The sequence below is a fragment of the Blautia stercoris genome, assembly GCF_054657695.1.
The window spans coordinates 1,102,209-1,128,490 of the sequence record NZ_BAAHYF010000002.1; the positions used below are offsets into that span (position 1 = coordinate 1,102,209).

Consider the following 26,282-nt stretch of genomic DNA (forward strand, 5'->3'; position numbering starts at 1 on the left):
AAGACAAGAGAATCCCTTGGCTGGGATTCTTTTTTTGTACTTGTTTTAGTACAAGTTTACATCTGTCTTGTCAGATGTAAAGAAAAGATGTATAATTTCAAAAACTGAGCAATTTTAATGTGAAGGGATAGGAGAAGGAAATAAATGAAACACGTAAAAGCAGATGTGGTAATTGTAGGAACGGGCGTGTCAGGATTATTTGCCGCTTTACATTTACCAAAAGACAAAAAAATTCTTATGATTACGAAAGATGAACTTGAAAACAGTGATTCTTTTTTAGCACAGGGCGGAATCTGTGTGGAGCGAAATGAAGAGGATTATGATTCTTTTATGGAAGATACGTTGAAAGCCGGTCATTATGAAAACCGCAGAGAATCCGTGGATATTATGATTCGTTCTTCAAGAGAAGTGATTAACGAACTGATCGACTGCGGAGTAGAATTCCATAAAAAAGAAAACGGAGAGCTGGCTTATACAAGAGAAGGCGCACATTCTAAATCAAGAATTTTATATCATCAGGATGTGACAGGAAAAGAAATTACAAGTAAGCTGCTTGCCTGTGTACAGAAACTTTCTAATGTAGAACTTTTGACACAGACCACAATGATTGATATACTGGAAGAGAAAAACCAGTGCTATGGAATCGTGGCAAGAAGCGCGGACAAAACATTGTTTGCAGTGACTGCAAGAGCGGTTGTATGGGCTTGTGGTGGAATCGGAGGATTATATGAACATTCTACGAACTTCCCACATTTAACCGGAGATGCATTGGCAATTGCCTTAAAACATGGAATTGAACTGGAACATCCGGATTATGTTCAGATTCATCCGACGACTTTGTATTCTCCAAAACCAGGAAGAAGATTTTTAATTTCTGAATCCGTGCGTGGAGAGGGAGCAAAATTATACAATGCAAAAATGGAACGTTTTGCAAATGAAGTTCTGCCAAGGGACTTGATGACAGCTGAGATAAGAAAACAGATGGAGATTGACCATAAACCTTATGTATGGCTTGATATGCGTCCACTCGGAGAAGCACAGATTAAAACACATTTTCCGAATATTTATCAGAAATGTCTGGAAGAAGGCTTTGATGTGACAAAAGAATGTATTCCGGTTGTTCCGGCACAGCATTATTTCATGGGTGGAGTAAAAGTAGATAAATACAGCCGCACAACCATGAAATGTCTGTATGCATCCGGTGAGACAAGCTGTAATGGAGTTCACGGAGCAAATCGTCTGGCAAGTAACTCTTTATTAGAAAGTCTGGTATTTGCAAAACGTGCCGCAGGACAGATTACAAAGATTTTAGAAACAAAAGAAACTGCCGAAGAAGAAAATGTACAAAATGCACTGCTTAAAAAAGCAGACGCAACGAAATTCTTAGGAAAAGAAGAACTTCAGAAATTATATGCAGAAAGCGTAAGAAAAGAAATTGAAAGGGTAAGGGAAGAAGCAGTATGAACCAGATTACAATGAAATTAAATGCAGACCATTTGATTATGGAGGCATTAAAAGAAGATATCACAAGTGAGGACATTACAACAAATGCAGTGATGAGAGAAGCCTGCCCTGGAGAAGTTCAGTTAATCTGTAAACAGGACGGTGTCATTGCAGGTCTTGAAGTTTATAAAAGAGTATTTGAATTATTAGATGAAAAAACTGAAGTTGAATTTTATGTAAAAGACGGTGATGTCGTAAAAAATAAACAGCTGATGGGTGTGGTTCGTGGAGATATTCGCGTTCTGCTTTCCGGAGAGAGAGTTGCGTTAAATTACTTACAGCGTATGAGTGGAATTGCAACTTATACAAGAAGCATTGTCGATTTGTTAGAAGGTAGTAAGACCAGACTGCTTGATACCAGAAAGACGACACCAAATATGCGTGTATTTGAAAAATATGCGGTCAAAGTAGGCGGTGGATGTAATCACAGATATAACTTATCCGATGGTATTTTATTAAAAGATAACCATATCGGAGCAGCCGGAAGTGTTGCAAAAGCAATTGAGATGGCGAAAGAATATGCTCCGTTTGTCCGTAAAATTGAAATCGAAGTAGAAAATCTTGAAATGGTAAAAGAAGCAGTGGAAGCAGGTGCAGACATTATCATGTTAGATAATATGACACCGGATGAAATGAGAGAGGCAATCAAAATCATCGACGGACGAGCACAGACAGAGTGTTCCGGTAATGTCACAAAAGAAAATGTGTCAAGACTGGTTTCTGTCGGAGTGGATTATATTTCAAGCGGAGCATTAACACATTCTGCACCGATACTTGATATTTCCATGAAAAATCTTCATCCTGTAAATCAATAGAGTTCTGTTGCAAGACGTAACAGGAAGGAAGAGGTGAAGGATGAACGGTGAAGAAAGAAGAAAAGAAATCTTAAAATTTATCGGGCAGAGTCCCAAGCCCGTTTCCGGCACGGAACTGGCAAAACAATTTGACGTCAGCCGTCAGGTAATTGTACAGGATGTTGCACTTTTACGTGCACAAAATCAGGATATTCTTTCAACACATAGAGGATATGTGCTGCAGACACCGGTGTTTGCGTCACGTGTCATTTATGTCTGCCATACGGATAAAGAAATTCAGGAGGAGCTGAATCTGATTGTAGATTGTGGCGGAAAAGTAGCGGATGTATTTATCAATCATAAGATTTATGGTTGTCTGTCTGCAGAACTTGGACTTGATTCAAGAAAGAAGATTGGCGATTTTGTGGCAAAAATTGAAAGTGGGCAGTCAAGCCCGCTTAAAAATATTACTTCGGGATATCATTATCATACAATCTTAGCGGACAGTGAAAGCACATTAGATGATATTGAAGCAGAACTGGCACGCAGAGGATTTCTGGCACAGGTGGATTCTAAGATATCATAGAAGAGGTGAAGATTATGCAGGAACAATTGACGGAAAGTGATGTAAAAAAAATACAGGAAGAAATTGACTACCGAAAATTAGTCGTGCGTAAAAATGCAATTGAGGCAGTAAAAGAAGCAAGAGCACAAGGGGATTTAAGCGAAAACTTTGAGTATTATGCGGCAAAAAAAGATAAGAATAAAAATGAGAGCCGTATTCGATATTTGGAAAGAATGTTAAAAACTGCAAAGATTGTAACAGATACAACAAAAAAAGACGAAGCAGGATTAAATGATTTGGTAGAAATCTATTTCCCGGAGGATGATGAGACAGAGACTTATAAATTGGTAACATCGATTCGTGGAAATTCTCTGGATAACCGAATCAGCATAGAATCTCCGCTTGGAAAAGCAATCCTTGGACATAAAGCCGGGGAGACTGTTTTAGTACAGGTCAATGATTCTGTGAGCTATCCGGTAGAAATCCGTTCCATTCAGGAAGCGGATGGGGAGGATGATATCCGCAGTTTTTAAGTAAGAAGCTCGGTTACTTGTAGCCGAGTAGTTCACAGTAATGTATGATTGGAGGATAATTTATGAATCAGGTAAGGAAAAAATTATTTTCGTGTCTGGAAAGTCTGAAGAAAAAAACAGATTTTAAGCCGGAAGTAGCACTGGTGCTTGGCTCGGGACTTGGAGATTATGCAGAACACATTGAAGTGAAAGAAACTGTGGATTACAAAGACCTTGAGGGATTTCCGGTATCTACAGTAGCCGGACACAAGGGAAGATTTGTATTTGGCTATATTGGAAGCGTTCCGGTTGTCATCATGCAGGGAAGAGTGCATTACTATGAAGGATATCCGATGAGTGATGTGGTTTTGCCCATTCGTCTGATGGGACTTTTAGGAGCAAAGAAGCTGATTCTCACGAATGCAGCGGGGGGAATTAATTTTGATTATCGCCCAGGTGATTTTATGCTTTTAAAAGACCATATCACAACAGCAGTTCCAAGTCCGTTGATTGGAGAGAATATAGAAGAATTAGGACCGCGTTTTCCGGATATGAGTGAAGTATACAGCGAAAGGATGCGTGAAATAGCAATCTTTTGTGCTAAGAAGCTGGAGATTCCGATTCAGGAAGGGGTTTATGTGCAGTTTACCGGACCGAATTATGAGACACCGGCGGAAATCCGGATGGCAAGAAGCTGGGGAGCAGATGCGGCTGGAATGAGTACAGCATGTGAAGCAATGGCAGCAAGGCATCTTGGAATGGAAGTATGCGGAATTTCCTGCATTACAAATCTGGCAGCAGGGATGAGCAAACAGGCTCTTTCTCATAAAGAAGTACAGGAGACTGCTGACAAAGTGTCTGTAAGATTTAAGGAATTGATTACAGAACTGATTCAGGCAATTTAAACAATAGATGAAGTCAGGGTACTTTTGTGCGATGGCTTCATCTATTATTATTTTACATAGATTTTACATTTGTCTCGAAAGAATTTAACATAAGATAGATAGAATAAGGTCAAATGAAAGAGAAAGGAAGGAAATTATGGATTTCTTTAGTATTTTGACTTTACTTGGAGGACTTGCCCTGTTTTTATATGGAATGAATGTGATGGGGGACGGTCTGGAAAAGGTTTCGGGCGGTAAGATGGAAAAAATCTTAGAGACACTTACCTCGAATCCACTTAAGGCAGTTGGTTTAGGAGCTGCGGTAACCGCAGTTATCCAATCGTCATCGGCTACAACAGTTATGGTTGTAGGTTTTGTAAACTCTGGAATTATGAAATTATCTCAGGCAGTAGGCGTTATCATGGGAGCAAATATCGGTACTACGATTACCTCCTGGATTTTAAGCTTATCTGGTATTCAGAGTGATAACTTTTTTATCCAGTTATTTAAGCCGACTACATTCTCACCGGTTCTGGCATTAGTTGGTGTTGCATTTTTAATGTTTGCAAAAAGTGAAAAGAAAAAAGACATTGGAACGATTTTCATCGGATTTGCAGTATTAATGTTTGGTATGGAAAGTATGAGCGGCGCAGTAAAACCACTTGCTGATGTACCGGAATTTACCGGAATTTTAACAAAATTTTCCAATCCGATTTTAGGTCTTCTGGCAGGTATGATTTTAACCGCAGTGATTCAGAGTTCTTCTGCATCTGTCGGAATTTTACAGGCACTTTGCGTAACGGGAGCAGTCGGCTACAGTGCAGCCATTCCGATTATCATGGGTCAGAACATTGGTACTTGTATTACGGCATTATTATCTGCAATTGGTGCAAAGAAAAATGCAAAACGTGCAGCAATGGTACATCTTTACTTCAATATTATTGGAACAGTTGTCTTTATGGTACTGTTTTATGCAATCAATGCAGTTGTACAGTTTCCGTTTATGAATCAGGCAGCAAATGCAGCAGGAATCGCAGTTGTGCATACGACTTTTAATGTATTTGCAACCCTTTTGTTACTTCCATTTTCAAAAGTACTTGAAAAACTTGCAATTCTTACGATTCGTGACAAAGAGGAAGATAAGAAAGAAACAGAAGCAACCGGAATGGAACTTTTGGACAGCCGTTTCTTAGATAAACCGGCTTTAGCAGTAGAACAAAGTCGAAGAGTTGCAGTTGAAATGGCAAATAAAGTAAAAGATGCAATCAATACAGCAATTGGGCTTATCGAACATTATGATTCGGAAAAAGCAGAACAGGTTTTAGCGGAAGAAGAGCAGGTGGACCGCTATGAGGATGGACTTGGAACTTATCTGGTAAAATTGAGTCAGAAAGATTTAAATGTAAAGGATAGCCATGACTTATCGATCATGTTACACTGCATCGGTGATTTCGAACGAATTTCCGACCATGCAGTCAGCATCATGCGCTCGGCAAAAGAGCTGTATGAGAAAAATCTAAAATTCTCGGATGAAGCACTTGCGGAGTTAAAAGTAATTACAAAAGCAGTAGAAGATGTGGTTGAGGCTGCCGTAAAAGGATTTGAAACAAAAGATGAAAGTATTGCAAGAAGCGTAGAGCCGATTGAAGAAGTCATTGACGAATTAAAGATTGAATTAAAGAACCGTCATGTCAGACGTCTTAGAAATGGAAACTGTACGATTGAGCAGGGGTTTGTACTTTCCGATATTACAGCAAGTCTTGAGAGAGTGGCGGACCATTGTTCGAATGTGGCAGTCTGTATCTGTCAGGTGCAGGAGGATGCCTTTGATACACACAGCTACCTGGAAAAAATGAAGAAAAGCAGTGTAGAATTTCAAAGTGTTACCCGAGTTGCACGGGCACGCTATGCGCTCCCATCTTGTATTTCCGTAAAAAATTAAGTATACTTTTCTGGTAGAGAAAAACCAGAAGAGGTGGAAGTATGATTTATTGTGTAGAAGATGAAAGAAATATTCGTGAGTTGTTAGTATATACATTAGAAACAACAGGATTTGAAGCAATAGGAATTCAGGAAGGAAAAGAATTATTCCGATGTCTGGAAAAAGAATTGCCGGATTTGATTCTGCTGGATATCATGCTTCCGGGTCAGGACGGATACAGCATTCTTGAAAAGTTAAAAAAAGATCCGAAGACCAGAGATATTCCGGTGATTATGGTGACTGCGAAAGAAGCAGAGTATGATAAAGTGCGTGGACTCGATAGTGGAGCAGACGATTATATTACAAAGCCATTTGGAATGATGGAGTTTATCTCCAGAGTAAAAGCAGTGCTTAGAAGGAGCAAAAAACAGATGAAAGATACACTTTTAAGCTGTGGAAATCTTTCAATTGATGTGGAACGCCACCGGGTATTAGATGGAGAACGTCAGGTGGAACTGACATACAAAGAATTTGAAATGCTCCGTTATCTGATGGAGAATCAGGGCATTGTGTTAACTCGTGATAAATTGCTGGAACATATCTGGGGCTATGATTTTGATGGAGAAACTCGAACAGTAGATGTACACATCCGGACATTGAGACAGAAACTCGGAGAATCAGGAGCATTGATCGAGACTATCCGAGGGGTAGGATATCGAATTGGAGACAGAAAATGAGAAAAAGAATCTTAAATTATGTAGGGTTTATGATTATTCTCTCGATGGTGCTGACCTTCGTGTCAGCAAGCGTCATTATGTATGTAAAGACAAATGAATGGATGGAACAGGACGTACGAAATGAAGCACAGTACGTCCGTCTGCTTTTAGAGCAGACGACAGACAGTGGATGGGAAGAACAGGCAGGAACATTTACAACCAGCAGAATCACCATATTAAATGAAGATGGAACTGTTCAGTATGATTCGGAAGAAGATTCTGCAACAATGGGAAATCATAAGGATCGCCCGGAAGTAAAACAGGCGATGGAAGAAGGGGAAGGAGAAACCATTCGTTTCTCAGAGACCTTATCAAAAAAGACCTTTTATTATGCCCTGAGATTAGATGATGGACGACTGGTGCGTGTGGCAAAAACGACAGACAGTGTATTTCAAACCATGTTTTCCGGACTTTTTTTGATGGGAATCCTGCTGATTTTAATTTTGGCATTTGCCTTCGTATTAGTTGAAAAACAGACTTCAAAATTAATCAAACCGATTAACCAGCTGGACTTAGAAGAACCACTTTCCAGTGTGGTGTATGAAGAACTGAGACCACTGCTGGTAAGAATTGACGACCAGAATCATCAGTTAAAACAACAGTTGGAAGAACTAAAAAAAGCAGAAGAAGTTCGCAAAGAATTTTCAGCAAATGTTTCTCATGAATTAAAAACACCGTTAATGTCAATTTCCGGTTATGCGGAGATTATGAAGAATGATATGGTTCCGCCGGATAAAGTTCCTGATTTTGCCGGACGAATCTATGAAGAGGCAAGCAGACTGACAAATCTGGTACAGGACATTATTGAAATTTCAAAGCTGGATGAGGGAATCAGCATGCCGTTTGAACTGGTGGATGTCAGTGAGCTGGCAGAAGAAATCGGCACGACTCTGCTTGTGGAAGCAGAAAAACGAAAGATTAAGCTGTCTGTGGAAGCAGAAAAGCAGACAATGGTAAATGGAGTGCGCCATATCTTATATGAAATGATGTACAATGTGGCAGATAATGCGATTAAATATAATCATGAAGGTGGTTATGTAAAAGTAAAGGTTAAGAAGAATCAAAATCAGGTGAAAATTTCCATTGAAGATAATGGAATTGGAATTAAAAAAGAAGAACAGGAACGTATTTTTGAGCGGTTCTATCGTGTAGATAAAAGTCATTCAAAAAAGACCGGAGGCACAGGACTTGGACTTTCGATTGTAAAACATGGAGCGATTCTCCATGATGCAAGGATTGAAATTGACAGTGAGCCGGAAAGAGGAACAAAGATTATATTGATATTAAAAAAAGCAGATGTTCATCAGAAGTGATGTTCATCTGCTTTTTTGGTATTTCAGTGAGGAAGACTTCTTTTATTCGGTTAAAATCTTCTCCAGGAATCTCTTACAAATAAAAGTAAAAGTGGGAACAATTCCAGACGTCCCGCAAGCATATCAAAAATCAAAATCAGCTTGCTTCCATTGGAAAAGAGGCTAAAGTTCTGGGTCGGTCCAACCAGTTCAAGCCCCGGACCGATATTATTTAAGGTTGCAGAAACTGCTGTAAAGTTTGTGGTAAGGTCAAAGTTATCAAGGCTGATTAGTAAAACCGAGGCCACAAAAATCAGAATATAGGCAATCATATAAACATTCGTAGAACGAAGGACATTGTGTTCTACCACTTTGCCATCCAGCTGAATTTTTCTTACACTTCTTGGATGCAGGTAAGTGTGAAGTTCTTTTTTCATGGTCTTGATTAATAAAATAAATCTGGAAACCTTGATTCCACCACCGGTACTTCCGGCACAAGCGCCAATAAACATTAAAATAACCAGAATCGTACGTGAAAATTCCGGCCACAAATCAAAGTCCGTTGTAGCAAAACCAGTTGTCGTAATAACCGAAGCTACCTGAAATGAGACATGTCTTATGGTTTCTTCTAAAGTAGAAAACATTGCTCTTGCATTAAAAGAAATAAAGACAATGGAAGCAAAGATGATAATCAGATACCAGCGTACTTCTTCCATATGGATTGCCTGTCTGAGTTTCTTGCTTAAAAGCAGGAAATAAGCACTGAAATTAATTCCAAATAAAATCATAAATATCGTAACTACATATTGAATATAAGGCGAGTAACCCGCTATACTGTCATTTTTAATGCCAAACCCACCGGTTCCGGCTGTACCAAATGAGGTGGTAAGTGCATCAAAAACAGACATTTTACCAAATAAAAGTAATACAAATTCGATAACGGTTAAAGTCAGATAAATCGAATATAAAATTTTGGCAGTAGACTGAACCTGAGGAACGAGTTTACTGACAGATGGTCCAGGGCTTTCGGCTTTCATCAGGTTGACATGATAACCGCCGTCACCTCCTGTTAATGGAAGCAGGCAGAGAATAAAGACCAGAACACCCATACCGCCAATCCAGTGAGTAAAACTTCGCCACATTAACATGCACTTTGGAAGCGATTCTACATCCAGAAGAATACTTGCACCGGTAGTCGTAAAACCGGAGACGGTTTCAAATACGGCATCAATTGGATTTGAAATAACACCGCCAATTAAAAATGGAAGTGCACCCATAATACTAAGGATAATCCAGCTTAGTGCAACTGTAACACAGCCCTCTCTGGTATAAAAGATTTTATTTTTTGTCTTTTTCTGTACCAGTGGAATTCCAATTAAGAGGCAGAACATAGCAGATAAGAAAAATGCCCAGCCGGAATGTTCATGGTAGAAAATTGCAGTTATACAGGGAAGTGCCATAAATAAAGCTTCAAAGTTTAAAATCCATCCAATGATATAAGCAATAATTGAGTAATTCATAATTTAATTTTCCTTTTAGTAATAAAGTAAACTATTTTTTCAGAATATCCTGAATATCATTGAGTCCTTTTACTGTAGTGACAACAATGACTGTATCGTTTGCCTGAATCGAGTCCTGACCTCTTGGAATCAGGATGACACCATTTCGGTTAATGCAGGCAACTAAGAGGTTGTCACGGATATCTAAGTCAGCCAGCGGGATATTTAAAAACGGACAGTCATCGTGGATGGAAAATTCAAGAGCTTCCGCTTTATTATCAAGAATCTGATAAAGGGTTTCCACATTGCTTCCGATACTGTTCTGCATGGCACGGACATATTGAAGAATATAATCGGCAGTAATGTATTTTGGATAAATCACACTTCCGATATCAAGACCTTCAATGATATCATCAAACGCAATCCGGTTTACTTTTGAAACCAATTTTGCATTACTGTTTTTCTTGGCAAATAAAGAAAGCAGGATGTTTTCTTCATCCAGATTAGTTAAAGTAACAAAAGATTCCACACGGGTCAATCCTTCTTCTAAGAGCAGATTTTTATCGGTTCCGTCTCCGTGGATAATGGTAGCGTCCGGTAATAATTCACTTAACTGTTCACAGCGGGCAGCGTTGGATTCCACAATTAAAACACGAATCTTCATACTTAAGAGAATCTTGGCAAGATAATAAGAAAGAGTACCACCGCCTACAATCATGGTGCTTTTTACCTGATGTGTATGGATTCCGATTTTTTTAAAGAACAAAGCGGAGTTGATTGGTGAAGCGATGACAGACACAGTATCATTATCCTTTAAAATAAAATTACCGGATGGAATACTGACTTCTTCTCCACGTTCGACTGCACCAATCAGAATCAGGTTTTTATAGCGTTCACCAAATTCCATAACGGACATATTGTTTAATTTAAATTCCGGCTTAATTTTAAATTTTAATAATTCCACACGGCCTTTGGCAAAGGTGTCGATTTTAATTGCGGATGGAAAACGTAAGATACGTGCAATTTCAATCGCAGCAGCATGTTCCGGATTAATAATCATGGAAATTCCGAGACTCTGCTTGAGAAATCCAAGTTCTTTGCTGTAGACCGGATTACGCACTCTTGCGATAGTGTGGCATTTGCTTACCTTTTTTGCGATCAGGCAGCAAAGCAGGTTTAGTTCGTCAGAACCGGTCACGGCAATTAAAAGGTCTGCTGTTTCAATTCCGGCATCGAGAAGGGTATTGATACTTGATGCATTTCCGAGAAATCCCATAATATCGATGTCTTCGGTAGTGTCTTGAATTTTTTTCTCAATAATATCAACAATGACGATATTATGCTTTTCATTGCTGAGTTGTTCGGCAAGGGTGCGTCCGACTTTTCCACACCCTACTATAATAATGTTCATAAAATCCTCCAATTAAAGAATATGAAAAATTGCATATCACTATGATATGCCGTGTGAACATTATAGCACTGCTATGTCTATTTTTAAATAAGGATTATGAAAAAATTTAGATTTTCATTTGGTAAAATTGGGTACATGATGTACTTTGTTCCAATTGGGATTGCAAGCAAAGAAAATTCGAGCTATAATGAGCGGTAAGAAGTAAAATTATCCCCGAAAATCAGGAGGAATCGGCAGTATGAATATGAAAGAAGCAACAAAAAAGATGAAGCAGGACAGCCCAAAGCTGGCGGGACTTTCAGAAGCGCAGAGAAATCTGGCACTTGAAAAGGTAAAGGAGGCTCTCCTTTTGAATAGGGAAGCAATTTTTCTGGAAAATAAAAAAGACATGGAAGCTGCAGAAAAAATGGGAATCGCACCGGCGGTGAAAAAACGCCTGAAATTTGATGAACACAAACTGATGGATGTAGTAAACGGAATCAGCGAATTAATCAAACTGCCGGATCCGCTTGGAAAAGTACAGCTGGCACGACAGTTAGATGATGGACTAAATCTTTATCGTGTGAGTTGTCCGATTGGCGTGATTGGAATTATCTTTGAGGCAAGACCGGATGCGCTGGTTCAGATTTCTTCGCTTTGCTTAAAAAGCGGAAACTGCGCTATCTTAAAAGGTGGAAAAGAAACTGCAAGAACCAATAAGATTTTGTTTGATATTATTTATAAGGCAGCAACTTCGGTCGGAGTGCCGGAAGGCTGTATGCTTCAGGCAGAACAACATAATGAGATTGATGAACTCTTATCCTGTCATGAATCGGTCGATTTATTGATTCCAAGAGGTTCAAATTCTTTTGTTCAGTATATTATGAATCATACAAAGATTCCGGTTATGGGACATGCAGACGGCGTCTGCCATATTTATGTAGACAAAGAGTATGACAAAAAGAAAGCCATTCCGGTGATTGTGGATGCAAAGACTCAATATACGGCAGCCTGCAATGCAGTGGAAACCTTGTTGGTTCACAGAGAAATTGCAAAAGAATTTTTACCGGAACTTGAAACTGCTTTAAAAGAAGCAGGAGTGAAAATTCGTGGAACAAAAGAAGTCAGTGAAATCATTTCTTGTGAAGTGATGGGAGAAGAAGAATTTCATACAGAATATCTGGATTTGGTGCTTTCAGTTAAACTGGTAGAAGACGAAGAAGAAGCGATTGCACATATCAATCATTATGGTTCGCATCATACGGATTGTATTCTTACCGAAAATCAGGAAATTGCAGAAAAATTTATGCAGTTAGTGGATTCTGCAGGGGTTTATCAAAACTGTTCCACCCGATTTGCGGACGGATTCCGTTATGGATTTGGAGCAGAAGTAGGAATCAGTACAGGAAAGATTCACGCAAGAGGTCCGGTTGGACTGGAGGGGCTTGTTACTTATAAATATAAATTATACGGACAGGGACAGATTGTGGCAGATTATGCACAGGGAAACAGCCAGTTTCACTTTAAAGAATTATGAGCAGAAAGATAAAGACATTATTATTAAGTCTGACACCGATTGCAGTTTATTTTATAATAGAAATTCTTGTTTCATGTGGCTGTACTTTTACAGGAATGATTGGAATGACTGCGGTGTCAGGAACAGTATTTGGTAACTGGCTTTCTGGATTTTTAGAGCAGGAAGGGCTGTACCTGATTAGTATTCTGGCATACCTTATATTTTTTGTGATTGGGGTATTCTGGTATAAACGGATGCGGGCAGGCGGAAAATATCCGGTCTGGGATCAACAAAAGAATCTGAATCTGCCGGCACTTTTAAAACTTGCAGTATTAGGAATTTTTGTTCAGTTTTCAATCAGTTTTCTTTTGAATCTTGTGTATATTGTTCGACCGGATGTGATGCAGAATTATACAAAAGTAATGGAGAATCTGGGAAGTGGAAATCCGAGTCTCTTTTCTGTATTTTATGTGGTGATTACGGCACCAATTGTAGAGGAAATGCTTATGAGGGGGCTTTGCCTTGTGATTTTAAGAAAAGAGTTTCCATTCTGGGTGGCAAATATCATTCAGGCATTTTATTTTGGTATGATTCATCTGAATCTGGTACAGGGAATCTATGCGTTTTTATTGGGGATGGTACTTGGTGCTGTAGTAAAACGTTATGGAACTTTGAAAGCATCGATGTATTTACATTTTGTAATTAATTTCAGTGGACAGCTTTTAAGTCTGCTTTAAATTAATATAAAGATATTGGGGTCAAAAGGTATTTTGCCCCCAACTGATGCCTACGAATTGCTCCGCTGCGAAGCAGCTCCCGCAATTCTGCAAACATTCGAAATCCGCTGATTTACTACGTAAATCGCTACTTTCTCATGTTTGGCGGGTCCCAAGTTCAAAAGCCTTATCATGCAAGCATGAACGGCTTTTTGACCTTTTGACCCTAGCATCATATAAAATAAATAAGAATCGAAATTAGAAGAAATGGCTCTTTTTTCGTTGAGAAATTCAAGTCAGCTTTACGATACAGATAGTTATGTGGTAAAATTAGAAAGAAATCTGATGATTTTATAAGGAGGAAATAGATTATGAAAAATCCGATATTGGTCGTTATGGCAGCAGGAATGGGAAGCCGCTACGGAGGATTAAAACAGATTGACCCGGTAGATGAACAGGGTCATATCATTATGGACTTTTCCATTTACGACGCAGTAAAAGCAGGATTTAAAAAAGTAGTATTTATTATAAAAGAGGAAAATGAAAAAGACTTTAAAGCAGCAATCGGTGATCGCTTAAGCAAAGTGATTGATGTAAGTTATGTCTATCAGAAACTGGAAAATATTCCGGAGGGATTTACCGTTCCGGAAGGACGTATCAAACCATTTGGAACAGGTCATGCTATCTTAAGCTGTATCAACGAAGTAGATGCTCCGTTTGCAGTTATCAATGCAGATGATTATTATGGTTCTCATGCGTTCCAGGTAATCTATGATTTCTTAACCACACACGAAGATGATGAAAAATACCGCTATACTATGGTTGGCTATGTGCTGGAAAATACATTGACCGAAAACGGACATGTGGCAAGAGGAGTCTGCGAGACGGATGAAAACGGTCATCTGGTAGGAATCTGTGAAAGAACCCGTATTGAAAAACATGGAGAACAGGCAGAATATACAGAAGATGATGGAAAAACATGGACAGCACTTCCAAATGACAGTATTGTATCCATGAATATGTGGGGATTTACACCGAGTATGCTGACAGAGTTAAAAAATCGTTTTCCGAAATTCTTAGAAGAAAATCTGGAAAAGAATCCGTTAAAATGTGAATACTTCCTGCCTTCTGTAGTCGGAGAATTGCTGGCAGAAGAAAAAGCGACTGTTCAGGTTTTAAAATCTACAGATAAATGGTATGGTGTAACCTATAAAGAAGACAAACCGGTAGTTGTGGCTGCAATTAAACGTATGAAAGCAGAAGGTCTGTATCCGGAATATTTATGGGAAAAATAAATTAAGGCTTTTCTTTTTCAAAAAAAAATGGTAAAGTAATATAGAACATAAAAGATGTTTCTAAACAGAAAACTTAGAGGTTTTAAAAGGAGGAACAACAAATGGCAATTTTAGTAACAGGTGGAGCAGGATATATTGGAAGCCATACCGTAGTAGAACTGCAGAGCGCAGGCTATGATGTGGTTGTTTTAGATAACTTAAGTAATGCGAGTGAAAAATCACTGGAGAGAGTAGAAAAAATCACAGGAAAACCGGTGACTTTCTATAAAGCAGATATTCTTGACAGAGATGCATTAAATGAAGTATTTGAGAAAGAATCCATCGATTCCTGTATTCATTTTGCAGGTTTAAAAGCAGTTGGTGAATCCGTGGCAAAACCGTGGGAATATTATGAAAATAACATTGCAGGTACTTTAACTTTAGTTGATGTAATGAGAAAACATGGAGTAAAAAATATTATTTTCTCTTCTTCCGCAACAGTATATGGAGATCCTGCATTTGTTCCAATTACAGAAGAATGCCCGAAAGGACAGTGTACCAATCCTTATGGATGGACAAAATCCATGTTGGAACAGATTTTAACCGATATTCAGAAAGCAGACCCTGAATGGAACGTAGTACTGCTTCGTTATTTCAATCCAATCGGAGCACATAAGAGCGGAACAATCGGAGAAAATCCAAACGGTATTCCGAATAACTTAATGCCATACATCACTCAAGTAGCAGTAGGAAAATTAAAAGAGCTGGGTGTATTCGGAAATGATTACGATACACCGGATGGAACAGGAGTACGTGATTACATCCATGTAGTAGACCTTGCAAAAGGACATGTAAAAGCACTTAAGAAAATTGAAGAAAAAGCAGGTCTTAAGATTTATAACTTAGGAACTGGAAAAGGTTACAGCGTACTTGATATCGTAAAGAATTTTGAAGCTGCAACAGGTGTAAAAATTCCTTATGTTATTAAAGCACGTCGTCCTGGAGATATTGCAACCTGCTATTCAAGTGCAGAAAAAGCAAAAGAAGAACTTGGATGGACCGCAGAATATGGAATCAAAGAAATGTGTGAAGATTCCTGGAGATGGCAGTCTAATAACCCGAATGGTTATGATGATTAATTGATAATTCTGATTGGTAAAATTGGTAAATAAAAAGGAAAGGGGCAGATACAGCGGATTAGCTGTGTCTGTCCCTTTTTGAAATCTTAATATAGTTTTTTATGTTCAAAAATCGGTTCGCAGGTTACCTGCATTTTTAATTTCTGGAATGTTTTTTTATCAGTTGAAGAAAGCATAACAGAAGAATGAACCTGGCATCCTTTTAATTTTGGAAGCTGTTCTAATGCAAGTCTTGCAGCGTCGCTGGTTGCGGCAGAACTTGAAAGTGCAATTAAAATTTCATCTGTATGAAGACGAGGGTTTTTGCTGCCAAGATAGGATGTTTTTAATTTCTGGATTGGCTCAATAGAAGCCGGAGAAATTACATGAAGATTGTGAGGAAGCCCTGCAAGGTCTTTTAACGCATTTAATAAGAGCGCAGAAGCAGCACCAAGTAAATCAGAAGTTTTTCCTGTGATGATGCGTCCATCGTCTAATTCGACTGCAGCAGCAGGTGCTCCGGTTTCTTCGGCACGTTTTTTTGCGGCAACCGTTACTTTTCTGTCTTCTAAGGAGATATTTGCCTGTTTCATTAACAGCTCAATTTTAAACACTTCGTCCTGGGTCTTAGTCTCATCTGCAAGTCCGTCTACTGCCTGATAGTAACGACGGATAATTTCCTGACGGGATGCTTCGCAGCAGGCTTCGTCATCAATAATACAGTTTCCGGCCATGTTGACCCCCATGTCAGTTGGGGACTGATATGGGCATTTTCCGAAAATACGGTCAAAAATTGCACGAAGAACAGGGAAAATTTCAACGTCACGGTTGTAGTTTACTGTTGTTTCACCGTAAGCTTCTAAGTGGAACGGGTCAATCATATTGACATCGTTTAAGTCGGCAGTTGCAGCTTCATAAGCTAAATTGACAGGATGTTTCAACGGAATATTCCAAATTGGGAAAGTCTCGAATTTGGCATATCCTGCATGAACTCCACGTTTATGTTCATGGTAGAGCTGGGAGAGGCAGGTTGCCATCTTTCCACTTCCAGGTCCAGGTGCGGTGATGACTACAAGTGGTCTTGTTGTTTCGATGTAATCATTTTTTCCATAACCTTCATCGCTAACAATAAGCGGAATATTGCTTGGATAGCCATCAATGGAGTAGAGAATATATACTTTGATGCCGAGTTTTTCCAGTTTCTTTTTGAAATTAATAGCAGCCGGCTGACCGGAAAACTGTGTGATTGCAACGCTTCCGACATAAAGTCCACGCTCCTGAAAAACTTCTCTAAGACGCAGTACATCAGCATCATAAGTAATACCAAGGTCACCACGAACTTTATTTTTTTCAATATCTCCAGCACTGATTACAATGACAATTTCTGCATGGTCGGCTAACTGCATTAACATGCGCAGTTTGCTGTCCGGTGCAAATCCCGGAAGAACTCTTGATGCATGATAGTCATCAAAAAGCTTTCCGCCAAATTCAAGATACAGTTTGTTGTCAAACTGGTTGATGCGTTCACGAATGTGTTCAGACTGCATAGATAAATATTTTTCGTTATCAAATCCTATCTTCATTTTCTTTATGCCTTTCTTTTTACTCTGTTTTTACTCATACAAAATTTATTATACTACAAAGAGCAGGCAAAATTCTAGTAGGGGAAACAAAAAAAAGAAACTTTTGGCAGAATAACAAATAAATTCATGAAAGTTTTAGATTTGAAGCGAGTTTTTTAATTGATTTTTTAACAAGCTATTCGTATAATAGAAAGGACAGAATGAGGAGGAATAAGATGGATCAAAATCAAAACCGCAATCAGGACCCGAATAATAATAAGGGACCTAAGAATAAACAATCCCTTCTGGTACTTTTAATCTGTATTATGGTCAGTCTGTTTGGAATGAATATGCTGTCCAGAATGACAAGTAATGTATCCAGCGAAATTTCCTATAGTGAGTTTATCCAACTGCTTGATAAGGGTCAGGTAGAAAGTGTAGTGATAAATTCTGATGATTTGAAAGTAACGTTGAAAAACAGTGGGAAATTAGGGAATGGCACAAAAACCGTTATTGCCACGGAAGATGAAAATGAGTTGACAAAACGACTTGATGAGGCAAATGTAGAGTTCAAACGTGAAAAACCAAACATGGCAGGGGAACTCTTATATGCAATTTTAAGTTTTGTTGTGCCGGTTGTACTAATGTTTGCACTGATTTCATTATTCTTCCGCCGTATGAATAAAGGCGGTGGTATGATGGGTGGTGTTGGCAAGAGTAAGGCAAAAGCTTATGTACAAAAAGAAACAGGAGTTACATTTAAAGATGTGGCCGGTCAGGATGAAGCAAAAGAATCCTTGCAGGAAGTTGTTGATTTCTTGCATAATCCCGGAAAATATACCGAGATTGGTGCGAAACTTCCAAAGGGGGCACTGCTGGTAGGACCTCCGGGAACCGGTAAAACCCTGCTTGCAAAGGCAGTTGCCGGAGAAGCGCACGTACCGTTTTTCTCATTGTCTGGTTCAGACTTTGTGGAAATGTTTGTCGGTGTCGGTGCATCACGAGTACGTGATTTATTTGAAGAAGCAAAGAAAAATGCACCTTGTATTATTTTTATCGACGAGGTGGATGCGATTGGTAAAACAAGGGATTCCCGTTTTGGAGGCAATGACGAAAGGGAACAGACTTTAAATCAGTTGTTAGCAGAAATGGATGGATTTGATACTTCTAAGGGGCTTTTGATTCTTGCTGCGACAAACCGTCCGGAAGTCTTAGACCCTGCACTGCTTCGTCCGGGACGTTTTGACAGACGTGTTATTGTAGACCGTCCGGATTTAAAAGGTCGTGTCAGCATCTTAAAAGTACATGCGAAAAATGTATCTTTAGATGAAACTGTTGATTTAGAGGGAATTGCACTTGCAACTTCAGGAGCAGTCGGATCTGACCTTGCAAATATGATTAATGAAGCTGCCATTCTTGCTGTAAAAAATGGAAGAAAAGCGGTTTCGCAAAAAGACTTATTAGAAGCCGTTGAGGTTGTATTAGTTGGTAAAGAAAAGAAAGACCGTATCTTAAGCATGGAAGAGAGAAGAATCGTTTCTTACCATGAAGTCGGACATGCACTGGTCAGCGCTCTCCAGAAAGATTCTGAGCCGGTACAGAAGATTACGATTGTACCGCGTACAATGGGCGCACTTGGCTATGTAATGCATGTTCCGGAAGAAGAGAAATACTTAAATACCAAAAAAGAACTCGAGGCAATGCTGGTTGGTTATCTTGGCGGACGTGCAGCAGAAGAAATTGTATTTGATACCGTTACAACCGGTGCAGCAAATGATATCGAGCAGGCAACCAAAGTGGCAAGAGCCATGATTACTCAATATGGTATGTCAGAACGCTTTGGTCTGATGGGACTTGCGGAAACGCAGAACCAGTATCTCGATGGCAGAGCCGTGATGAACTGTGGAGATTCCACTGCAACAGAAATCGACCATGAAGTTATGAAATTGTTAAAATATTCCTACGATGAAGCAAAACGGCTTTTAAGCGAAAACCGAGAAGCGCTTGATAAGATTGCCGAATTCTTGATTGAAAGAGAAACGATTACCGGAAAAGAATTTATGAAGATTTTCCGTGAAATCAAGGGAGAAAGCGAACCAAAAGAAAAACCGCGTATCGTAGAAAATAAGGTGGAAGAAAAGGAAACACCAAAAGTAGTACTGGCTAAAAACGAACTAAATGATTAAAGAAACGATTAAAGAAACAGAGAAGCTATCGCAGGAATGTGATAGCTTCTTTCAATACAGGGAGAAAGGATGGGAAAAATTGTTTTGTATTGAAGAGGAATTAAAGAAGCTCCCGGGAAAACCAGGGGTTTATATTATGCATGATGCAGAGGATACGATTATCTATATTGGAAAGGCAATCAGTTTAAAAAATCGTGTTCGGCAGTATTTTCAAAGCAGTCGAAATCTGGGGATAAAGAAAGAACAGATGGTGCAACAGATTGCAAGATTTGAATATATTGTAACGGATTCAGAGTTAGAGGCACTGGTATTGGAATGTAATTTGATTAAAGAACACAGACCAAAATATAATACCATGTTAAAGGATGATAAGACTTATCCATTTATCAAAGTAACTTTGCAGGAAGAATATCCGAGGATTCAGATTGTCCGGCAGATGAAGAAGGATAAAGCAAAGTATTATGGTCCGTATACCAGTGGTTTTGCAGTAAAAGAGGTGGTGGAACTTGTGACAAAACTATACCGTCTAAGAACCTGCAACCGAAATCTGCCAAAGGACATCAAAAAAGAAAGACCCTGTCTGTATTATCAGATTCATCAGTGTGAGGCGCCTTGTCAGGGGTATATTTCAAAAGAGGAGTATCATAAAAAGGTAGAAGAGCTGATTTCGTTTTTGAATGGAAATCATAAAGAAATTTTAAAAGAACTGGAACAAAAGATGTTAAGGGCGTCCGAAGAACTGCGTTTTGAAGATGCGGCACAGTATCGTGATTTAATAGAGAGCGTAAAAAAGATTGCAGAGCGTCAGAAAATCACAGACCAGCATGGAGAAGATAGGGATGTGATTGCAGTGGCACAGGAAAATGACGATGTAGTAGCTCAGGTATTTTTTATCCGTGGAGGAAAAATGATTGGAAGAGACCATTTCTTTTTACACACGGCAGGAGAAGAAAAAGCAGTGGTTTTATCGAGTTTTATCAAACAGTTTTATGCAGGAACTGCAATGATTCCAAAGGAAATTATGATTGAGAGCGAAATTGAGGATCGTGTAATAATCGAAACCTGGCTTTCAAACCGCAGAGGAACAAAGGTACAGATTCGTGTGCCAAAGAAAGGAACAAAAGAAAAATTAGTAGAACTTGCAAAAAATAATGCCAGGCTGGTACTTGAAAAAGATAAAGAACGATTAAAGCGGGAAGAAGGACGAACCATCGGGGCGGTAAAAGAAATCAGTAAACTTTTAAATCTTTCAAGTACGCAGAGAATGGAGGCTTATGACATTTCCAATATCAGTGGATTTTTGTCGGTTGGTTCAATGGTTGTGTATGAAAATGGAAAACCAAAGCGGAGTGATTACCGCAAATTTCGGATAAAGACTGTGGAAGGTTCAAATGATTATGCAAGCATGGAAGAGGTGCTGACAAGACGATTTGAACATGGAATGGAAGAAAAACAACAGCAGGAAGAAAAAAATCAGGAAGAACAGTATGGAAGCTTTACGAAATTTCCGGACTTGATTCTAATGGATGGAGGAAAGGGACAAGTTCATTCTGCGTTGTCCGTGCTTGAAAAATTAAAACTTGAGATTCCGGTTTGTGGAATGGTAAAGGATGATAAACACAGAACCAGAGGTCTTTATTATCAAAATCAGGAAATTCCGATTGAAAAAGACAGTGAAGCGTTTCGATTGATTACAAGAATCCAGGATGAAGCACACCGGTTTGCAATTGAATATCATCGTTCTTTGAGAAGTAAAAATCAGATTCATTCTGTGCTTGATGAGATTGAAGGGATTGGTCCGGCAAGAAGAAAAGCTTTGATGAAACATTTTATGGGTGTGGAAAAAATAAAAGAGGCAACAGTGGAAGAACTGGCTGAAGTTTCTTCGATGAATGAAAAGTCAGCGCAGGCAGTGTATGACTTTTTTCATAAAGCAAATGCGTGAAATTTAAGTTAAACATTTGTAAGAACTGACATATGATTTTGACGGCATAAGTTGACGAATTCTTGATATGGTTGCAGTTGAACTTCTAAACACCTTATGATAAACTATTATCAAAGCGAATGTGCGCAAAAAATAGTTTATCATAAGGTTGCGTTCAGGGAAAACAAGGAGGCCTAAAAAGTGAAAGGTGTACAATTAAGCAAAATGGTGCAGGAATTAAATCTGCATAATAAAACACCGGATGTGGATATCTCAAAAAAGAGGATTACCCTGCCGGATATTAACCGTCCAGCATTACAGCTGACCGGATATCTGGAACATTTTGAAAATGAAAGAGTTCAGATTATCGGATATGTAGAATACACATATCTTCTGCATTTATCCAGAGAAAAGAAGATGGAAGCGTTTGAACGTTTTGTAGCAAGTAAAATTCCGTGTGTGATTTTCAGTACAAAGACAGAACCGGATGAAGATATGATTAATCTTGCAATTAAATATGATGTGCCGATTTTTGTAACTGACCAGACAACTTCTACCTTTATGGCAGAGATTATCCGTTGGTTGAATGTAGAGCTTGCACCGTGCATTTCCATTCATGGCGTATTAGTCGATGTATATGGTGAAGGTGTACTGATTATGGGTGAAAGTGGAATCGGTAAGAGTGAAGCTGCCCTGGAGTTAATCAAACGTGGTCACCGTCTGGTTAGCGATGATGTTGTAGAAATTCGTCGTGTCAGTGATGCAACATTGGTTGGCTCTGCACCGGATATTACCCGTCACTTTATTGAACTGCGTGGTATTGGAATTATTGATGTAAAGACCCTGTTTGGTGTAGAAAGTGTAAAAGATACTCAGTCTATTGATTTGGTTATCAAGCTGGAAGAGTGGGATAAAGACAAAGAATATGACCGTCTTGGATTGGAAGAAGAGTATACTGAATTTTTGGGAAACCGTGTAGTATGCCATTCTCTGCCAATTCGTCCAGGTAGAAATCTGGCTGTTATTGTAGAGTCGGCTGCGGTTAACCACAGACAGAAGAAGATGGGCTATAATGCAGCTCAGGAACTGTATCGTCGTGTACAGGAAAATATGTCAAAAAAGAGAAAAGAGGAAGATGAATAATGGCAAAGTGGTGTTTTGGAATTGACCTTGGTGGTACAACTGTAAAATGTGCACTGTTTCAGACGGATGGAACAGTAGAAGAAAAATGGGAGATTGTGACCCGTACAGAAAATAATGGAGAAGCAATTCTTCCGGATATAGCGGCAACAATTCTTGCAAAAATTGAAGAAAAGAAAATTGATAAGGCAGAAGTTGCAGGTGTTGGAATCGGTGTACCAGGACCGGTAGAAGAAACAGGAGAAATTCCATGCGCCGTGAATCTTCATTGGGGAAGAAAAAATATTGAAAAAGAACTTGGTGATTTAACCGGACTTGCAGTAAAAGCCGGAAATGATGCAAATGTTGCAGCGCTTGGTGAAATGTGGAAAGGTGGCGGACAGGGTGCAAAGAACCTGATTCTGGTCACCTTAGGTACGGGTGTAGGCGGTGGAATCATCATAAATGAAAAAATTGTAACCGGAGCACACGGAGCAGGTGGTGAAATCGGTCATGCGTTTGTAAATCCGGCAGAAACCAAAGCATGCAACTGTGGAAATAAGGGTTGTCTGGAGCAGTATGCTTCTGCAACCGGTATTGCACGTCTTGCAAAAGAGGCGCTGGAAAGTGAAGCAGAAGATTCTGTGCTTAGAACTGTAAAAAATATTTCAGCAAAGAGTGTATTCGATGCCTATAAAGAAGGGGATGTACTGGCAGGTAAAATTGTTGATAAATTTGCTGCTTATCTTGGCAATGCACTGGCTGTATTCGCCTGTGTTTCTGACCCTGATGTATTTGTAATCGGTGGTGGGGTATCAAAAGCCGGACAAGTTTTAATTGATGCAGTAGAAAAATATTATAAAGCACATGCATTTACTGCAAGCAAAGAAACTCCGATTAAACTGGCAACACTGGGAAATGATGCTGGAATTTATGGAGCTGCAAAATTAATTTTAAGCAAAGATAATTAAGAAGATTGTAGTAAAAAATCAGGATAGTAAATAAAAAGACTCTGTTCTCAACTTTTTCGAGAACGGAGTCTTTTTTGTTGTGTTTTTAAATTTTTACAGTTTATTCTTCTTCGTTATCGGTATTATCTTCCTCGTCATCAGAGGAAGAAGAATCGGTATCATCTTCTTCGTCGTCATCTTCATTATCCGAATAACTGTAGGAATTTCTTGAACTGTAAGAATTATAGCTTCGGCTGCTGCCTCCACCGCCGTGTTTGGTACAGCGTTTGTTTGGAAGCTCAGTGGTATCAAACAGTTCTGTTACAGTTGGACAATTGTAAGTTGGAAGCATGCCAGTGTCTTTGCAGACGGTTGCTTCACCAACAGTAGCCGGCTTGTCAAAATCTTTATCTTCGAGATTTTCATGAATCCGGCTCATAATACGATTCCATAAGTCCTGATGATAGGTTCTGTAATTTCCGGTATCCGGAATTTTGGTGTTATCGTCATATCCAGACCAGATTGTACAGGTGTAATATGGGGTGAATCCTGCAAACCATACATCATTGTAGGTATCGGTTGTACCGGTTTTACCTGCAACGTGCATATTAGAAAGCTGAAGTCTTGTACCGGTACCCTCGCTTACAACATCTTCCATTGCACTGGTTAAAAGATAAGCGGTGCTTGGTTTAATGACTTTTCTTTCTTCTGGGGTATTGTCGATGACAACATTTCCATCCTCATCCAGAATCTTAGTATAAAACATTGGTTTGATATAAGTTCCGGAATTAGCAATTGCAGCATAAGCGCCAGTCAGTTCCAGATTGCTGACACCGCGCGTAATACCGCCCAGTGCAGTTGGCTGCTGAATGTCAGTATAAATCTTACCATTAATACTGATATTGTCATAAACAGTGGTAAATCCGAATTTCTTCAGATACTCATATCCAAGTTGTGGAGTGACATCGGTAAAGCACTGAACAGCTACGGTATTAATAGAATGAATAATTGCCTCGCGGATGGTTGTTTCTCCGCGATAAGAATTTGTTGCATTCTTAACCGGTGTACCGTCTTTATAAGTGATTGGTTTATCTGTATAAGTGGTTGCAAGAGTCATTCCGCATTCATTTAAAGCAGGTGCATAAGTGGATACTAATTTGAAAGTAGAACCAGGCTGTCTTAGAGTGGATGTTGCACGGTTTAAGGAAAGACTGCTGGTCTTCTCCCCGCGTCCGCCGACAATCGCTTTTACATATCCGGTGTGCTGATCCATGATTACCACAGATGACTGTGGCTGAGGTGCCATTGTAATGCTTTCTGAGAGCACTTCAGAGCCATCATAGGTAACAGCAGCTTTGTAGGTGTCGATATAATTCTGAGCCTGTTCTGCGCTGTCAAAGAGCAGATTGAAATTTTCTCCTTCCTGCTGCTGGAAATAAGACTGCATCATTTCCTGACTGAAGTTTTCTTCCGTTCCGTTCGGACGGCGGATTGTCAGTGCATATTCCAGTTCCACCTGAGTACCAGAAGGAAAGTTGGCAGGATTCGAATATTCTTCATCACAAATCTGCTGAATATTAGGGTCCTGAGTCGTATAAATACGAAGTCCGCCACTGTAAAGTGCATTGTAAGCCTGCTGGTCAGAATATCCTTTCTGGGTCTTTAAGTCACTGACAACCTGTTTGGTCAGTTCATCGACAAAGTAACTGTAAGTGGTGTCTTCCTGAGAAGTTTCTGCCTCTACCTGCTGAATTCTTTCATAAACATTGTCAGCAAGACATTCATCGTATTGCTCCTGCGAGATATAATTCTGGGCAAGCATGTGGTCGAGTACTTCTTTTCGACGCTTTGCATTTTCCTCAGGATTTGTAGCAGGATTATAGCGGGTTGGGTTCTGGCTGATTCCGGCAAGAACCGTACACTCTGAAAGGGTCAGTTCATTGACATCTTTATTAAAATATCCGTGTGCGGCTGCCTGCACTCCATAATTTCCATCTCCAAGATTGATTGTGTTCAAATAATTTTCAAGAATGGTCTGTTTGTCTTTCAGTTCCTTTTCTAACTGGACTGCAAGGTACTGCTCTTGAAATTTTCGCTTAAAACGTTCAATTGTAGATTCATTTGTCCAGTCGGTAAACACATTATTTTTCAAAAGCTGTTGTGTAATGGTACTGGCACCTTCTGAAAAATTGAATCCATGCGTAATACCTTTTACAGCGGCACGCATAATACCGCGGAGGTCAATTCCGTTATGCTCGTAGAATCGCTCATCCTCGATTGCAACAACTGCATGTTGTAAATCAAGTGGAATCTGGTCAATCGATACCGGCATACGATTGGAATTAGGCGCAGTGAGTTTCTGAAGCTGATTGCCGTCTGAGTCATAAATGAAAGTTGCAGAGCCGACAGGCATGATATTGACATCATTGATATCCGGTGCGCTGTCAATCAGACCTCTAAGAGCTCCTACCCCGATGCATAAGCAGATGGTAAAAACTGCAATCAGTGAAATAAACAGAATGCGTAGAACAGAAACATTTGCTTTTTTCCCTATCATTGTGGAGTGGGAGGACAGGGCGTTTCGTTTTCTGTTTGTCGCACGTTTTCCAAAATTCATGTATTTTGCCTCCTTTACCGGTTTATTATAGCAAATGCCCTGTGTGAAATAAAGTCTAACTTGATAAAATTCACACTTTTTGATACTTTTCAGGGGGAAATTATTGCTTTGCACCTGTAAATTTCTGTGGTATGATGAAGAAAATTTAAAAAGAATCAGGTAAG

At 39.3% G+C, this 26,282-nt stretch carries 20 protein-coding genes; 16 read left to right on the plus strand and 4 right to left on the minus strand.

The annotated features are described in order from the left end of the window. Positions 1 to 144 precede the first annotated feature (144 nt). From ACYQ2D_RS14835 to ACYQ2D_RS14870, 8 genes are all read left to right on the plus strand, one after another. Positions 145 to 1,464, plus strand: a complete 1,320-nt coding sequence (locus tag ACYQ2D_RS14835; protein WP_187559300.1) for an L-aspartate oxidase — start codon at positions 145 to 147, stop codon at positions 1,462 to 1,464. Continuing rightward, on the plus strand, positions 1,461 to 2,318 hold the full coding sequence (gene nadC / locus ACYQ2D_RS14840) for a carboxylating nicotinate-nucleotide diphosphorylase (protein ID WP_459785992.1): 858 nt from the start codon (positions 1,461 to 1,463) through the stop codon (positions 2,316 to 2,318). Before ACYQ2D_RS14835 ends, nadC begins: the two co-directional genes overlap by 4 nt. A gap of 40 nt (positions 2,319 to 2,358) precedes the next feature. Continuing rightward, on the plus strand, positions 2,359 to 2,883 hold the full coding sequence (locus tag ACYQ2D_RS14845) for a transcription repressor NadR (RefSeq protein WP_117457172.1): 525 nt from the start codon (positions 2,359 to 2,361) through the stop codon (positions 2,881 to 2,883). A 14-nt stretch (positions 2,884 to 2,897) separates the two neighbouring features. After that, on the plus strand, positions 2,898 to 3,395 hold the full coding sequence (gene greA, locus ACYQ2D_RS14850) for a transcription elongation factor GreA (protein ID WP_022303633.1): 498 nt from the start codon (positions 2,898 to 2,900) through the stop codon (positions 3,393 to 3,395). A gap of 62 nt (positions 3,396 to 3,457) precedes the next feature. Further along, positions 3,458 to 4,279: a purine-nucleoside phosphorylase gene (locus ACYQ2D_RS14855; RefSeq protein ID WP_459785993.1), complete on the plus strand. Its 822-nt coding sequence runs from the start codon at positions 3,458 to 3,460 to the stop codon at positions 4,277 to 4,279. A gap of 136 nt (positions 4,280 to 4,415) precedes the next feature. Continuing rightward, complete coding sequence (locus ACYQ2D_RS14860) at positions 4,416 to 6,200, plus strand: Na/Pi cotransporter family protein (RefSeq protein WP_459785995.1); 1,785 nt, start codon at positions 4,416 to 4,418, stop codon at positions 6,198 to 6,200. A gap of 41 nt (positions 6,201 to 6,241) precedes the next feature. Beyond that, on the plus strand, positions 6,242 to 6,916 hold the full coding sequence (locus ACYQ2D_RS14865) for a winged helix-turn-helix domain-containing protein (protein WP_459785996.1): 675 nt from the start codon (positions 6,242 to 6,244) through the stop codon (positions 6,914 to 6,916). Beyond that, positions 6,913 to 8,268, plus strand: coding sequence for a sensor histidine kinase (locus ACYQ2D_RS14870; RefSeq protein ID WP_459785998.1), 1,356 nt, complete (start codon positions 6,913 to 6,915; stop codon positions 8,266 to 8,268). Before ACYQ2D_RS14865 ends, ACYQ2D_RS14870 begins: the two co-directional genes overlap by 4 nt. Positions 8,269 to 8,318: 50 nt before the next feature. On the opposite strand, the gene ACYQ2D_RS14875 is transcribed toward ACYQ2D_RS14870, so the two are convergent. After that, a complete protein-coding gene (locus ACYQ2D_RS14875) occupies positions 8,319 to 9,767 on the minus strand; it encodes a TrkH family potassium uptake protein (RefSeq protein WP_118701100.1) in 1,449 nt (482 codons plus the stop codon). A 31-nt stretch (positions 9,768 to 9,798) separates the two neighbouring features. Continuing rightward, positions 9,799 to 11,157: a Trk system potassium transporter TrkA gene (gene trkA, locus ACYQ2D_RS14880; protein ID WP_459786000.1), complete on the minus strand. Its 1,359-nt coding sequence runs from the start codon at positions 11,155 to 11,157 to the stop codon at positions 9,799 to 9,801. Between the two features lie 238 nt (positions 11,158 to 11,395). Between trkA and proA the strand changes: the two genes are divergently transcribed. The 4 genes from proA (at position 11,396) to galE (ending at position 15,781) form a co-directional block, all read left to right on the plus strand. Continuing rightward, positions 11,396 to 12,673 carry a glutamate-5-semialdehyde dehydrogenase gene (gene proA, locus ACYQ2D_RS14885; RefSeq protein ID WP_117457165.1) on the plus strand — a complete coding sequence of 426 codons (1,278 nt, stop codon included), beginning with the start codon at positions 11,396 to 11,398 and terminating at the stop codon, positions 12,671 to 12,673. After that, positions 12,670 to 13,389 carry a CPBP family intramembrane glutamic endopeptidase gene (locus tag ACYQ2D_RS14890; RefSeq protein ID WP_459786002.1) on the plus strand — a complete coding sequence of 240 codons (720 nt, stop codon included), beginning with the start codon at positions 12,670 to 12,672 and terminating at the stop codon, positions 13,387 to 13,389. The genes proA and ACYQ2D_RS14890 overlap by 4 nt, the downstream gene beginning before the upstream one ends. A gap of 350 nt (positions 13,390 to 13,739) precedes the next feature. Continuing rightward, positions 13,740 to 14,663: a nucleotidyltransferase family protein gene (locus ACYQ2D_RS14895; protein WP_372555308.1), complete on the plus strand. Its 924-nt coding sequence runs from the start codon at positions 13,740 to 13,742 to the stop codon at positions 14,661 to 14,663. Between the two features lie 101 nt (positions 14,664 to 14,764). Beyond that, positions 14,765 to 15,781 (plus strand): UDP-glucose 4-epimerase GalE, encoded by a 1,017-nt coding sequence (galE, locus tag ACYQ2D_RS14900; protein ID WP_117457162.1) that lies wholly within the window; start codon positions 14,765 to 14,767, stop codon positions 15,779 to 15,781. An 86-nt stretch (positions 15,782 to 15,867) separates the two neighbouring features. Here the strand turns inward: galE and ACYQ2D_RS14905 are convergent, their stop codons facing one another. Continuing rightward, positions 15,868 to 17,343: a DUF1846 domain-containing protein gene (locus ACYQ2D_RS14905; protein WP_459786004.1), complete on the minus strand. Its 1,476-nt coding sequence runs from the start codon at positions 17,341 to 17,343 to the stop codon at positions 15,868 to 15,870. A gap of 215 nt (positions 17,344 to 17,558) precedes the next feature. Here ACYQ2D_RS14905 and ftsH point away from each other — a divergent pair, with 215 nt between their 5' ends. The 4 genes from ftsH (at position 17,559) to ACYQ2D_RS14925 (ending at position 23,522) form a co-directional block, all read left to right on the plus strand. Next, positions 17,559 to 19,508 (plus strand): ATP-dependent zinc metalloprotease FtsH, encoded by a 1,950-nt coding sequence (gene ftsH, locus ACYQ2D_RS14910; RefSeq protein WP_022303621.1) that lies wholly within the window; start codon positions 17,559 to 17,561, stop codon positions 19,506 to 19,508. Positions 19,509 to 19,587: 79 nt separating this feature from the next. Further along, complete coding sequence (gene uvrC, locus ACYQ2D_RS14915; RefSeq protein WP_459786006.1) at positions 19,588 to 21,453, plus strand: excinuclease ABC subunit UvrC; 1,866 nt, start codon at positions 19,588 to 19,590, stop codon at positions 21,451 to 21,453. 180 nt (positions 21,454 to 21,633) lie between these two features. Next, complete coding sequence (hprK, locus tag ACYQ2D_RS14920; protein ID WP_117457160.1) at positions 21,634 to 22,575, plus strand: HPr(Ser) kinase/phosphatase; 942 nt, start codon at positions 21,634 to 21,636, stop codon at positions 22,573 to 22,575. Beyond that, positions 22,575 to 23,522 (plus strand): ROK family glucokinase, encoded by a 948-nt coding sequence (locus ACYQ2D_RS14925; protein ID WP_459786007.1) that lies wholly within the window; start codon positions 22,575 to 22,577, stop codon positions 23,520 to 23,522. Before hprK ends, ACYQ2D_RS14925 begins: the two co-directional genes overlap by 1 nt. 100 nt (positions 23,523 to 23,622) lie before the next feature. Here the strand turns inward: ACYQ2D_RS14925 and ACYQ2D_RS14930 are convergent, their stop codons facing one another. Continuing rightward, positions 23,623 to 26,118: a transglycosylase domain-containing protein gene (locus tag ACYQ2D_RS14930; protein ID WP_459786009.1), complete on the minus strand. Its 2,496-nt coding sequence runs from the start codon at positions 26,116 to 26,118 to the stop codon at positions 23,623 to 23,625. Positions 26,119 to 26,282: the final 164 nt, after the last annotated feature.

What these genes read in the sequence shown, in the direction of transcription:
- ACYQ2D_RS14835 (WP_187559300.1), top strand. Translation starts at nt 145, where the DNA reads ATGAAACACGTAAAAGCAGATGTGGTAATTGTAGGAACGGGCGTGTCA.
- nadC (WP_459785992.1), top strand. Translation starts at nt 1,461, where the DNA reads ATGAACCAGATTACAATGAAATTAAATGCAGACCATTTGATTATGGAG.
- ACYQ2D_RS14845 (WP_117457172.1), top strand. Translation starts at nt 2,359, where the DNA reads ATGAACGGTGAAGAAAGAAGAAAAGAAATCTTAAAATTTATCGGGCAG.
- greA (WP_022303633.1), top strand. Translation starts at nt 2,898, where the DNA reads ATGCAGGAACAATTGACGGAAAGTGATGTAAAAAAAATACAGGAAGAA.
- ACYQ2D_RS14855 (WP_459785993.1), top strand. Translation starts at nt 3,458, where the DNA reads ATGAATCAGGTAAGGAAAAAATTATTTTCGTGTCTGGAAAGTCTGAAG.
- ACYQ2D_RS14860 (WP_459785995.1), top strand. Translation starts at nt 4,416, where the DNA reads ATGGATTTCTTTAGTATTTTGACTTTACTTGGAGGACTTGCCCTGTTT.
- ACYQ2D_RS14865 (WP_459785996.1), top strand. Translation starts at nt 6,242, where the DNA reads ATGATTTATTGTGTAGAAGATGAAAGAAATATTCGTGAGTTGTTAGTA.
- ACYQ2D_RS14870 (WP_459785998.1), top strand. Translation starts at nt 6,913, where the DNA reads ATGAGAAAAAGAATCTTAAATTATGTAGGGTTTATGATTATTCTCTCG.
- ACYQ2D_RS14875 (WP_118701100.1), bottom strand. Translation starts at nt 9,767, where the DNA reads ATGAATTACTCAATTATTGCTTATATCATTGGATGGATTTTAAACTTT.
- trkA (WP_459786000.1), bottom strand. Translation starts at nt 11,157, where the DNA reads ATGAACATTATTATAGTAGGGTGTGGAAAAGTCGGACGCACCCTTGCC.
- proA (WP_117457165.1), top strand. Translation starts at nt 11,396, where the DNA reads ATGAATATGAAAGAAGCAACAAAAAAGATGAAGCAGGACAGCCCAAAG.
- ACYQ2D_RS14890 (WP_459786002.1), top strand. Translation starts at nt 12,670, where the DNA reads ATGAGCAGAAAGATAAAGACATTATTATTAAGTCTGACACCGATTGCA.
- ACYQ2D_RS14895 (WP_372555308.1), top strand. Translation starts at nt 13,740, where the DNA reads ATGAAAAATCCGATATTGGTCGTTATGGCAGCAGGAATGGGAAGCCGC.
- galE (WP_117457162.1), top strand. Translation starts at nt 14,765, where the DNA reads ATGGCAATTTTAGTAACAGGTGGAGCAGGATATATTGGAAGCCATACC.
- ACYQ2D_RS14905 (WP_459786004.1), bottom strand. Translation starts at nt 17,343, where the DNA reads ATGAAGATAGGATTTGATAACGAAAAATATTTATCTATGCAGTCTGAA.
- ftsH (WP_022303621.1), top strand. Translation starts at nt 17,559, where the DNA reads ATGGATCAAAATCAAAACCGCAATCAGGACCCGAATAATAATAAGGGA.
- ACYQ2D_RS14925 (WP_459786007.1), top strand. Translation starts at nt 22,575, where the DNA reads ATGGCAAAGTGGTGTTTTGGAATTGACCTTGGTGGTACAACTGTAAAA.
- ACYQ2D_RS14930 (WP_459786009.1), bottom strand. Translation starts at nt 26,118, where the DNA reads ATGAATTTTGGAAAACGTGCGACAAACAGAAAACGAAACGCCCTGTCC.